At 65.1% G+C, this 10425-nt stretch carries 13 protein-coding genes; 5 read left to right on the plus strand and 8 right to left on the minus strand.

Annotated features, from left to right (window positions below; genetic code table 11):
* Positions 1-4: 4 nt before the first annotated feature.
* Positions 5-631 (minus strand): hypothetical protein, encoded by a 627-nt coding sequence (locus tag ACESNG_RS07185; RefSeq protein WP_373062692.1) that lies wholly within the window; start codon positions 629-631, stop codon positions 5-7.
* A 139-nt stretch (positions 632-770) separates the two neighbouring features.
* On the opposite strand from ACESNG_RS07185, the gene ACESNG_RS07190 reads away from it, so the two are divergent.
* From ACESNG_RS07190 to ACESNG_RS07210, 5 genes are read left to right on the plus strand one after another with little or no spacing between them, the layout of a single operon-like run.
* Entirely contained in the window at positions 771-1124 is a 354-nt protein-coding gene (locus tag ACESNG_RS07190; RefSeq protein WP_373062690.1) for a roadblock/LC7 domain-containing protein, read from the plus strand.
* Between the two features lie 20 nt (positions 1125-1144).
* Positions 1145-1564, plus strand: coding sequence for a response regulator (locus ACESNG_RS07195; protein WP_373062688.1), 420 nt, complete (start codon positions 1145-1147; stop codon positions 1562-1564).
* Complete coding sequence (locus ACESNG_RS07200; protein ID WP_373062686.1) at positions 1561-2592, plus strand: mannose-1-phosphate guanylyltransferase; 1032 nt, start codon at positions 1561-1563, stop codon at positions 2590-2592. The genes ACESNG_RS07195 and ACESNG_RS07200 overlap by 4 nt, the downstream gene beginning before the upstream one ends.
* Positions 2589-3854, plus strand: a complete 1266-nt coding sequence (locus tag ACESNG_RS07205; RefSeq protein ID WP_373062684.1) for a putative sugar nucleotidyl transferase — start codon at positions 2589-2591, stop codon at positions 3852-3854. Before ACESNG_RS07200 ends, ACESNG_RS07205 begins: the two co-directional genes overlap by 4 nt.
* Positions 3855-3870: 16 nt before the next feature.
* Entirely contained in the window at positions 3871-4719 is an 849-nt protein-coding gene (locus ACESNG_RS07210) for an MBL fold metallo-hydrolase (protein WP_373068377.1), read from the plus strand.
* 72 nt (positions 4720-4791) lie between these two features.
* Here ACESNG_RS07210 and groL read toward each other — a convergent pair whose 3' ends face one another.
* From groL to bshA, 7 genes are all read right to left on the minus strand, one after another.
* A complete protein-coding gene (gene groL / locus ACESNG_RS07215; RefSeq protein ID WP_373062680.1) occupies positions 4792-6435 on the minus strand; it encodes a chaperonin GroEL in 1644 nt (547 codons plus the stop codon).
* 34 nt (positions 6436-6469) lie between these two features.
* Positions 6470-6772 carry a co-chaperone GroES gene (gene groES, locus ACESNG_RS07220; protein ID WP_373062678.1) on the minus strand — a complete coding sequence of 101 codons (303 nt, stop codon included), beginning with the start codon at positions 6770-6772 and terminating at the stop codon, positions 6470-6472.
* A 272-nt stretch (positions 6773-7044) separates the two neighbouring features.
* Positions 7045-7215 carry a hypothetical protein gene (locus ACESNG_RS07225; protein WP_373062676.1) on the minus strand — a complete coding sequence of 57 codons (171 nt, stop codon included), beginning with the start codon at positions 7213-7215 and terminating at the stop codon, positions 7045-7047.
* A 48-nt stretch (positions 7216-7263) separates the two neighbouring features.
* On the minus strand, positions 7264-7569 hold the full coding sequence (locus ACESNG_RS07230; protein WP_373062674.1) for a type III pantothenate kinase: 306 nt from the start codon (positions 7567-7569) through the stop codon (positions 7264-7266).
* A 9-nt stretch (positions 7570-7578) separates the two neighbouring features.
* Positions 7579-8313: a biotin--[acetyl-CoA-carboxylase] ligase gene (locus tag ACESNG_RS07235; protein WP_373062672.1), complete on the minus strand. Its 735-nt coding sequence runs from the start codon at positions 8311-8313 to the stop codon at positions 7579-7581.
* Positions 8313-9182 (minus strand): undecaprenyl-diphosphatase UppP, encoded by an 870-nt coding sequence (uppP, locus tag ACESNG_RS07240; protein WP_373062670.1) that lies wholly within the window; start codon positions 9180-9182, stop codon positions 8313-8315. The genes ACESNG_RS07235 and uppP overlap by 1 nt, the downstream gene beginning before the upstream one ends.
* Positions 9145-10290 (minus strand): N-acetyl-alpha-D-glucosaminyl L-malate synthase BshA, encoded by a 1146-nt coding sequence (gene bshA / locus ACESNG_RS07245; RefSeq protein ID WP_373062668.1) that lies wholly within the window; start codon positions 10288-10290, stop codon positions 9145-9147. Before bshA ends, uppP begins: the two co-directional genes overlap by 38 nt.
* Positions 10291-10425 lie beyond the last annotated feature (135 nt).

The raw sequence follows: 10425 nt of genomic DNA on the forward strand, positions 1-10425 counted from the left end.
AAAATCAGTTCTTCGGGATTCCAACCGTCAGCGCGCGGAACCCGCAATTGCGGTTCACGAGCGAGCCGACCACGATGCGCCGCTGTGCAACGATGATGCTATCGACGACGAGCTTGGCGTAATACGGTTCGCCGGAAAAGCAGCCGGAACCGGGCAATTGCAGCACGACGGTTTCACCGATACCAATGACGAGCGTGGAATCGATCGCATAGCCGCGATCGGGCGCCCGCTCGAGCGCGCTGAAGCTGGTTGTGGACTTGAGCAGGCCAACGCTGGAGACACCGGCCGGCGGGAGCGGCACGACCGTGCGGACCGGCAGGAGCGTGACCTTGTTGTCGCTCGTGAGGTCGAACGCCACGTCGAAATTGACGCCGCCATTGGTCAGCAACTGAGGACGAGCGAGGCGCTCCGACGTGAACTGATACGCCGCAGGAAGTGCCGACGATGTACCCGAGAGCGCGTAGACGCTGAAATTGCGCGCGGTGTTCTCAGACGACGCGGCCTGAAGCAGGTTGTTCGCGTCGTCGCACGCGACGAGGGCGACCGCCGTGACGATCAGGGCCCCCAACGACAGAGCACGCCGAGCGACTCGAGGCGCGCCGAAGAAACGAGCAATCAGGGTGACTCCCATGGTCGGAAACGATAGCAGTACGAATGTGGAGGTTACCGCTCAACTCGTGTCCGGGCAAGCGCTTGGTGCCGTTATCAGGTGCGCAATCACGTGAGCAGTGTCGCTTGACTTCACCCCGCTTCGCGACCAGCGTTCCGCCATGCCCACCATTCGCGATCTCGTCAGTGCATTGCGCCGCCGCGACGGTGTGGATGCCGCCATCGTCCTCGGGCGCGACGGTCTCCTGATCGACGGCGCCACCGATGCCGCCCTCGACCCCGACGGCCTCGCCGCCTACGTGCCTCCCATGGCTCTGGCGGCGGCCGAGATGGGCGTCGCGTCAGGGCGTGGTGACTTCGGGTTAATGGTGCTCGAGTACGGCCTCGGCACCGTCGTCGTGACATCCGTGTCCCCCGACGCCTTCCTGCTGGTGCTCTTGCGCCCGGAGGCCAATCTCTCGGCGCTGCTCTACGATCTCCGTCGGTTTCGGGCGCAGATCGCCTCGCTGGTCTGAGCGCGCGACCAGCGGTCCCGATGCCGGTGGACCCGGCCGCCGGGCTCTCCCTGCTCGGGGTGGCGGTGCTCGTGGTGGACGACGAGCCACATATCGGGCGCATCATCCGGACGCGGCTCGAGCAGGCCGGGTTCACCGTCCTCCTGGCTGAGCATGGCGCGGAAGCGCTCGCGCACCTCGAGTCCACGCCGTCCGTCGCGCTGGTGGTGCTCGATCTGATGCTACCGGGAATGACGGGCACCGAGATCCTGCGGATCCTGCGCGGCGACGCACGGTGGCGTCACCTGCCCTGCATCGTCCTCACGGCAGCAGGACAGGATGCGCAATTGCGCGAAGTCGATTCCCTTGGCGTTTCCGAAATCATGACGAAGCCGTTCAGTCCGCGTCGCCTGCTGGAGCGGGTCCGCGCCTATACCGGAACGACGCCGGTGGTGCCATGAACCTCTGGAATGTCGTCCTCGCCGGAGGCGTGGGCTCGCGCTTCTGGCCGCTTTCCACGCCTGAGCGTCCCAAGCAGTTGCTGCCGCTGATCAGCGACGCGCCCATGCTTCGGGACACGCTCGACCGGATGCGGCCGCTCGCGCCGTTGGCGCAGACGCTAGTGCTCACGAATGCTTCGCTGCGCGATGCGGTGCTGGCGCTGGAGCCCGATTTGCCGCCGGAGAATGTGATTGCCGAGCCGCGGCCCGCCGGCACGTGCGCCGCACTGGCGTGGGCAGCGCAGGTGATCGCGCAGCGCGCCGGCGGCGACGCCGTGATGATCTGCGTGCACGCCGACTGGGCGATCGGCGATGTCGAGGCCTACCGGGCCACGCTTGCCGAGGCGGCCCGGGTTGCCCTCGAGGAACGCGCCTTGGTCACGGTGGGGATTGTCCCGTCGCGCCCCGATCCGGGCTTCGGCTACATCCAGCCGGGCGCGCCGATGCGCGAAGGCGTGCAGCATGTGGCGCGTTTCGTGGAGAAGCCCGACCGCGAGCGGGCCGTGCAGATGGTGGCCGACGGGTTCCTCTGGAACTCGGGGATCTTCGCGTGGTGCGTGGGCGATCTGCTCGAAGAGATCCGCCTGCACACGCCGGAAGTACAGCCGGCGCTCACGGCGGCCGGCGACGATCTCGAGGCGTTTTTCTCGCACGTCGAGTCGGTCGCGATCGATGTGGGCGTGCTCGAGCGCAGCGCGCGTGTACTGGTGCTTCCCGGACGGTTCGAATGGGATGACGTCGGGACGTGGGCCGCGCTGCATCGCGTGCGTGCGCGCGACGCGCAGGACAACGCGATGCTGGGCCCCACGTTCGCATTACAGGCGTCGGGGAACGTGGTGCATGCCGATGGTACACGCGTGGTGCTTTATGGCGTGGACGACCTTGTGGTGGTCGCTCGCGAGGGGCTGGTGATGGTGACGACGCGCGAGAAGGCGGCGGATCTCAAGACGTTGCTCGATGCGCTCCCGCCCGAGGTGCGCGGGTCGTGATCGCCTTGTACGACGACGCGATCGCACGGCGCTTCGAACCGTTCGCGACGAGCCGACCGCTCGGCGAGATGCGTGCGGGTGCGCTGCTGGTGCGCGAGCGGTGGGAGTTGGCGCTCGGTGTCGGGAGTGGCGGGTTTGTTTCTGCCCCGCATCTGCAGGGGTTTGCGGAAGGCGAGGCCCCATCGTGTGTGAACGGGCGAGCGCTGGCCGCGGGCACGTGGCTCGTGAATGCGCGGGCGCTGCCGTTTCTTGATGGCCCAGCCTCGACCGTCTTGCAGGCCGCCTCGGTGATCACGATCGCCGGCCGCGTCGCAGCCCGTCGCTTGGACGTCGAGATGCGCGACGAGCGCGCGCTGACGATGCTGGCTGATGGCTCGTATGCCTTGGTGCACGACCGAGCACTTCCCGACGGTACCGGTGACGAAGCGGAAGCGCTCGACCTCGATGGCGTGTGGCTGGACGAGATCTGGGACCTGATCGGGACCCTGCAACCGCTGCTGCAACGCGACATTCCGGCACTGGCCGCGACGCTGCCAACCACGACGCTGCACGCCGGAACGGGCATGGTTATGGTGATTGGGAGCCATCCGGTGTACGTGGAAGCCGGCGCGATTATCGAACCGATGTCCGTGTTCGACACGAGCGCGGGGCCGGTGCTGCTACGACGCGGATGCCATGTGCAGGCGTTTACGCGAGTCATGGGCCCGTGCTACATCGGCCGCGACAGTGTCGTCACGGCCGATCGAGTCGCGGGTTCGTCGATCGGTGATACCTGTCGCGTACACGGTGAACTGTCGTCGTCGATCTTCATCGGCCACGCCAACAAGGGTCATGACGGGTTCGTAGGGCACTCGGTGCTCGGGCGATGGGTGAATCTCGGTGCCGGCACCATCACGAGTAATCTCAAGAACAGCTACGGCACGGTCGCGCTGTGGACCCCCGACGGTATGCGCGATAGCGGTTTGCAGTTTCTGGGCACGATGTTCGGTGATCACGTGAAGACGGGTATCGGGCTGCGACTGACCACGGGCTGCGTGCTGGGCGCTGGCGCCAACGTGTTCGATACGATGCCACCCAAGGCCGTTGCGCCATTCTCGTGGGGCGCAGGCGCACCGTACGAGTTGTTCGATGCGGTGAAGTTTGCGCAGATCGCGGAGCGCATGATGGCGCGTCGGCAGGTGGCGTTCTCGGAAGGCGACCGCGCGTGGTTGGCGCAGGTACACGCGATGAGCACCGCCGACCGCCGGTGGCCTCGACACTGATCGCGGCCGTGTTCGTATGCTGCGCGTAACGGTCCTGGGCAGCGGGAGCCGCGGCAACGCCATCCTGATCGACGGCACGGATGGCGCCGTGCTGGTGGACGCGGGCTTCGGCCCTCGGTCGCTGGTACGGCGACTGAACGCGGCTGGACGTCGCCCTGAAGAGATCGGGGCGGTGCTGCTGACGCACGAGCATACGGATCATGCGAGTGGAGCGGCGACGGCAAGTGCGCGTTGGGGATGGCCCGTGTACGGGTCGGCGGGCACACTCGACGCGCTCGGCAGCGGCTGCGGCGCGGACGCACGGCCGCGTGATGCGCGAGCGTTCGTGGACGACGGCGTAACGACCGTGGGTGGCTTCCTGGTGGAGACCACGAAGGTGCCGCATGATGCGCGAGACTGCCGCGCGCTCGTGGTCACCGACGTGAGCAGCGGCGCGCGCGTGGGAATCGCGATGGACGTCGGTCGGGTACCGGACGCGCTGCCGGTGGCATTCGAGCGGCTCGACCTCATCGTGATCGAGTCGAATCACGACGAACAGATGCTGGCCCGTGGTCCGTATCCGTGGTCACTGAAACAGCGGATCAGCGGCGGCCTCGGGCACCTGTCGAACGGGGCGGCGGCCGCATTCGTGAGTGGTTGTGTGCACCGCGGGCTACGCGGAGTGCTGCTCACGCATCTCAGCGAAACGAACAACCAGCCCACATTGGCCGTGGAGCGAACCCGTGAGGCCTTGCGCCGCGCCGGATGGTCGCGCGATGCACTCTCAGCGGCATCGCAGCAGGTCCCGTTGCCGCCGATGGCCTCGACCGGCGAAGCGGCGTGGCTGGTGCACGCGTCGCAATTGTCGCTCGGCTTGTCGCCGTGACGCGGCCGGCGAATATGCAGAACGGGCGCCCGATTGGGCGCCCGTTCTGTTTCCTTCGACTGGCTGAACGGCTTAGTACATGCCGCCCATACCGCCGCCGCCGCCACCATGGCCGCCGCCAGCGGGAGCCGACGTTTCCTTCTTCTCGACGATCAACGCTTCCGTCGTGAGGAGGAGACCGGCGATCGACGCCGCGTTCTGCAACGCGGTGCGGGTCACCTTGGTCGGGTCGATAACGCCAGCCTGCACGAGGTCTTCGTACACATCGGTCAGCGCATTGTAGCCGAAGCTGGTTTCCTTCGCCGTACGGATCTTCTCGACGACGATCGAGCCTTCGCCACCCGCGTTCTGCACGATGATGCGGAGCGGCTCTTCGATCGCGCGACGCACGATGTCAACGCCGATCTGCTCGTCGCGCTCGGCGACCTTCACGTCCTTGAGCACATGCTGCGCGCGGATCAGCGCGACGCCGCCGCCCGGGACGATGCCCTCTTCGACGGCGGCACGCGTGGCGTGCAGCGCGTCTTCGACACGAGCCTTCTTCTCCTTCATTTCCGCTTCGGTGGCAGCGCCGACATTGATGATGGCCACGCCACCGGCGAGCTTCGCGAGACGCTCCTGGAGCTTCTCACGATCGTAATCCGAGGTGCTCTTCTCGATGGCACCACGGATTTCCTTCACGCGACCTTCGATGTCCTTCGCCTCGCCGGCGCCGTCGATGATCGTCGTGTTGTCCTTGTCGATCACGATGCGCTTGGCCGAGCCGAGGTCGGTGATGACCGCGTTTTCGAGCTTGAAGCCGACTTCGTCGGACACGACCTGACCCTTGGTCAGCGTTGCGATGTCCTGCAACATCGCCTTACGACGATCGCCGAAGCCCGGCGCCTTGACGGCGACGACGCGCAGCGTGCCGCGGAGCTTATTCACGACGAGCGTCGCGAGAGCTTCGCCTTCGATGTCTTCCGCGATGATGAGGAGAGGCTTGCCGAGCTGGGCAACCTTCTCGAGCACCGGGAGGAGATCCTTCATGGCCGAGATCTTCTTGTCATGAATCAGGATCATGGCGTTCTCGAGGACCGCCTCCATCTTCTCCGGATCCGTAACGAAGTACGGCGAGAGATAGCCACGGTCGAACTGCATACCGTCAACTGTCTCCAGCGTCGTCTCGAGGCCCTTGGCCTCTTCGACGGTGATCACGCCGTCCTTACCGACCTTTTCCATCGCTTCCGCGATGAGGTTACCGATCTCGGGGTCGTTGTTCGCCGAGATGGTACCGACCTGCGCGATTTCCTTACGGCCCGAGGTGGGCACGGAGATGCGCTTGAGCTCTTCGACGATGCTCGCGACGGCCTTCTCGATGCCGCGCTTGAGCGCCATCGGGTTGGAGCCGGCGGTCACATTCTTGAGGCCTTCACGGAAGATCGCCTGGGCGAGCACCGTGGCGGTCGTCGTGCCGTCGCCGGCGAGATCAGAGGTCTTGGTCGCGACTTCCTTCACCATCTGCGCGCCCATGTTCTCGATCGGATCAGCGAGTTCGATTTCCTTCGCGACCGTGACGCCGTCCTTGGTCACGGTGGGGGCGCCGAACTTCTTTTCGATGACGACGTTACGACCTTTGGGTCCGAGCGTGACCTTCACGGCCTCGGCGAGCTGATCGACGCCACGCTTGAGAGCAGCGCGCGCGTCCACGTTGAAATGCAGTTCCTTGGCAGCCATAGTTGCTATTTACCGTTGAGTGGTTCGAAGACGATTAGCTGATCACCGCGAGCACATCCGACTCGCGGAGGATGAGCAGCTGCTCACCGTCGATCGTCACTTCCGTACCGCTGTACTTCCCGTACAGAATCTTGTCGCCGACCTTCACGTCCATCGGAACGCGGGTCTCCTTCTCATAACGTCCCGGGCCAACAGCCACGACCGCACCCTGCTGTGGCTTTTCCTTGGCGGTGTCCGGGATGTACAGCCCACCGCGCATCTGTTCCGCTTCTTCGCTCGGCTTCACGACGACGCGATCCGCGAGCGGCGCTACCTTGGCGGCACTAATAGTGGCCATAACTGTGTCTCCTGCGTATGTGTCAGGGATCGAACGATGAAAGTGCTCGATGTTAGCACTCAACGATGTCGAGTGCTAACAATAGAAAAGGTAAGCACCACGCGCGCGCCAGTCAAGCGGGCCTCGCTACCGTTGAATCCCGTAACCTCAAGCAATAAAAGCGTTTACGGAATACAACTTGCTGCCGTAACGACATCGAATCGAACAAAATGGCAGCATCCAAATAGCAGGGTCTGCCGTGTAGGCAGTGTTCACGAACCGGGAATTACGACTTATTGCCGAACGAGCAGGTCGCAGGCGAGGCGCAATCCCTGAAGTGTGAGCGTCGGTTCGATGGGATCCAACTCCGAGCACCATGGCTGCAGGGTTTCGGCCAAGCCGCCCGTGGCCACGACGAGTGGTACCTCGCGACCGGGCCATTCTGCTTTGATGCGGCGCACCATGCCGTCGATGGCGTCCGCCGCGCCGAAGAGGACTCCCGCACGACTGCACTACTTGGTGCGCGTGCCGATCACCCGAAGGAAAGGAATCAGCTTGGTGCCCGGCAGCTTCGAGGTGCGACGCGTGAGTGTTTCCGCCGACGTTCGCACTGCCTGCACAATGACACCGCCAGGAAAGACGCCGTCGGCCGTGATACAATCGAAGGTGGTTGCCGTGCCGAGATCGACGCAGATGGTGTCGCGTTGATAGAGTCGGCTCGCGGCGAGCGTGTTGATGAGCCGATCGCCGCGCAGCGTGTCACCATCGAACAAGCCGATTGTGGTCTTCGTGTTACCGACGTCGAAAACGATCAACATAGAGGCCGGTCATGGCGATTCTCCGGCAAGCACGAGCGAGCCGCTGCGCGCGGCGGACATCGCACCGCGGGGTTCGGCGATCAGCAACGCGCCCGTGGCATCGATCCCCATGGCCCGTCCGGCGCGCGGCTGGGTGATGTCGCGACCGTAGGCCAGATCGCGTTCGGCCCACGCCGCGCATTCAACAGGCGTGAGACTACCGACCTGCGACGCAGCCCGACGCATGGCGGGCAGCATGGCGCGCAGGAGATCGTCGCGTGGGACGTCAGCACGAACCGAGGCGGCGGCGGGGAATGACGCCGGCACGCGACGATTCACGCCAACGCCGATGGCGACCCACTCCGGGAGTGACTCGCGCCAGCGGGCTTCGATGAGGATGCCTGCCAACTTCCCTGCCCCGACAAACAAATCGTTCGGCCACTTGAGGGTGATCGGACCATCGCAGAATGGCTCGAGCGCGTCGGAGAGCGCCAGGCCGATGCGCAGCGCGAGCACGTCGAGTGCGCGTTGATCGCGGGGGCGTTCGATGAGCGTCATCCAGATGCCGGCATCCGCCTCAGAGGCCCAGCTCCGTCCGCCCCGACCGCGACCGCCATCCTGCGCGTCGGCAAGTATGAGCGTGCCCGCCTCGGCACCTGCCTGCGCGAGACGATGCGCCTCGTCCATCGTGGATCCGACGAGCGCCAGGTGCTCAAGCCGTGCGAGCCCGCACTCGGTGGCGAGCGTCGGCGACGGGACGGTCATCAACTACGGGTCGCGATGGTGGCGAAGACGACCGCGGCCAGAACGACGCGGTACACGGCGAACACCCCGAAGCTATGCTTGCTGACGTAGCGCAGAAGCACGGTGATGGCCAACCAGCTGCTGATGGCGGCGGCGATCACACCCGCGACGAGCGGCGCCGAGATACCGTGAGACCGCACCGCTTCCGGTACTTTCAGAATGACGGCCGCCAAGGTGATCGGCATGCTCATGAGAAAGCTGAAGCGCGCGGCGCTGGGGCGATCGAGTTTGAGAAAACGCCCGGCCGTGATCGTCGAACCCGATCGCGAGACGCCGGGGATGAGTGCCAACACCTGCGCACAACCCACGATGATGGCGTCGCGCATCGTGACTTCGTCGAGCATGCGTGCGCGTGCACTCCAACGGTCGACGGCCCAGAGCAGCACGCCCATGACGACGAGCGCCGTCCCGATGATCTTCGGCGAGCGAAAGGTGGTTTCGGCGAGGTCATTGAGCAGCAGTCCACCCACGCCGGCGGGAATCGTGGCCACGACGAGATACACGAGACGCCTATCGTGCACCGTCTCGATGCGCCGAGTGGACGCGATGCGCCACGCGCTCTTCGTCATGTCAATCCACTCGGCGCGGAAGTACCACACCAGCGCAATGAGCGTGCCGAGATGCAGCGCCACATCGAAGGCGAGACCGGGGTCCGTCCAACCGAAGAAGTACGGAGTGAGCGCCAGATGCGCCGAACTCGAAATCGGCAGTAATTCGGCGAGTCCCTGCACGATGCCGAGCACTACTGCCTGAAAAATCGTCACGCTGTCATCCACCCGCAGAAAAATGAATTCATCGTCCGGCGACCGCCGATGCGAGGGTGCGCTCATAGAGCGCTTCGTACTGCGCGACGACGGCGTCTTCGGAGAAGCGCTTCCGCGCATCGGCCGCCGCGGCCGTGCTCATCTGCTGCCACTTGGCCGGATCCGTGAGCAGCGCGACACCGGCCGCTGCCATGGCGCTCACGTCGCCAACCTCGCACAGAAATCCGGTTTCTCCGTCGATCACGACTTCCGGGAGCCCGCCGGCGCGGGCGCCGATGACGGGCACCCCGGAGGCCAACGCCTCGAGGGCACTGAGGCCGAAGGACTCCTGTTCGCTGGTGAGCAGAAACAGATCGGCGCCCGCCAGCAGCGGTGCAATCGCATCGATCTTGCCGAGGAACATCACGTGTTCGGCGACGCCAAGTTCACGCGCTTCGGCTTCCGCCTCAACGCGCTCCGGGCCGTCGCCGACCATCACCAACACGGAAGGCACTTCCTTGTTCACGCCCGCGAATACGCGCACGACGTCGCGCACGCGCTTGACCGGCCGGAAGTTCGATATGTGCATGAGCACCTTTCGTCCGGTCGTGACCTCAGCGGGGATCGGGAACTGGTGACGACTGCGGTCGTACTGCTCCGGGTTGATGAAATTCGGAATGACCTGCACATCGCAGCCGACGCATCCGAAGGCACGATAGGTCTCGTCGCGCAGGTAGTCGGAGACGGCGGTCACGCTGTCGGACTTCTCGATGGAGAATCGCGTGATCGTGTAGAACGAGCGTTCCTGGCCGACGATGGTGATGTCGGTGCCGTGGAGTGTGGTCACGACACGCACATCCGCGTTGCCCTCGCGCAACATCTCGCGCGCAATCCAGGCGCTGGTCGCATGCGGGATGGCGTAGTGGCAATGCAGGATGTCGAGCTGGTGATCGCGCACCACTTCGTGCATGCGTACGGCGAGCGCCAGGTCGTACGGCGGATACTCGAAGAGTGGGTAGCGGCCGACATCCACCTCATGGAACCAGACCCGCGGCAGGAAGCTGGGCAGGCGAAACGGTTGCTGATAGGTGATGAAGTGCACTTCGTGGCCGCGCGCGGCGAGTGCAATGCCGAGTTCCGTCGCGACCGCGCCGGAGCCACCGTATGTCGGATAGCACGTAATGCCGATCTTCATGCGGTTCTCGTGTGCATCGCGTGGTTGGCGACGGTTTGCTCGTGATCCCACCAGCCGAGCGCCTGCACGAGCGCGTCAGGCGCATCGGGGTCAATACGCGTCACGCGCTCCGGCGGCAGCTGATGTCGGAACCAG

The organism is Gemmatimonas sp., from assembly GCF_041689975.1.
In the GTDB taxonomy this organism is placed as follows: Bacteria; Gemmatimonadota; Gemmatimonadetes; order Gemmatimonadales; family Gemmatimonadaceae; genus Gemmatimonas.

Bases quoted from the DNA above. Each gene is read 5' to 3' on its own strand.
- ACESNG_RS07235 (WP_373062672.1), bottom strand. From the start codon at position 8,313: ATGACCGTCCCGTCGCCGACGCTCGCCACCGAGTGCGGGCTCGCACGG.
- ACESNG_RS07200 (WP_373062686.1), top strand. From the start codon at position 1,561: ATGAACCTCTGGAATGTCGTCCTCGCCGGAGGCGTGGGCTCGCGCTTC.
- ACESNG_RS07185 (WP_373062692.1), bottom strand. From the start codon at position 631: ATGGGAGTCACCCTGATTGCTCGTTTCTTCGGCGCGCCTCGAGTCGCT.
- groES (WP_373062678.1), bottom strand. From the start codon at position 6,772: ATGGCCACTATTAGTGCCGCCAAGGTAGCGCCGCTCGCGGATCGCGTC.
- ACESNG_RS07225 (WP_373062676.1), bottom strand. From the start codon at position 7,215: ATGGTGCGCCGCATCAAAGCAGAATGGCCCGGTCGCGAGGTACCACTC.
- ACESNG_RS07190 (WP_373062690.1), top strand. From the start codon at position 771: ATGCCCACCATTCGCGATCTCGTCAGTGCATTGCGCCGCCGCGACGGT.
- ACESNG_RS07210 (WP_373068377.1), top strand. From the start codon at position 3,871: ATGCTGCGCGTAACGGTCCTGGGCAGCGGGAGCCGCGGCAACGCCATC.
- ACESNG_RS07195 (WP_373062688.1), top strand. From the start codon at position 1,145: ATGCCGGTGGACCCGGCCGCCGGGCTCTCCCTGCTCGGGGTGGCGGTG.
- uppP (WP_373062670.1), bottom strand. From the start codon at position 9,182: ATGAGCGCACCCTCGCATCGGCGGTCGCCGGACGATGAATTCATTTTT.
- ACESNG_RS07230 (WP_373062674.1), bottom strand. From the start codon at position 7,569: ATGTTGATCGTTTTCGACGTCGGTAACACGAAGACCACAATCGGCTTG.
- bshA (WP_373062668.1), bottom strand. From the start codon at position 10,290: ATGAAGATCGGCATTACGTGCTATCCGACATACGGTGGCTCCGGCGCG.
- groL (WP_373062680.1), bottom strand. From the start codon at position 6,435: ATGGCTGCCAAGGAACTGCATTTCAACGTGGACGCGCGCGCTGCTCTC.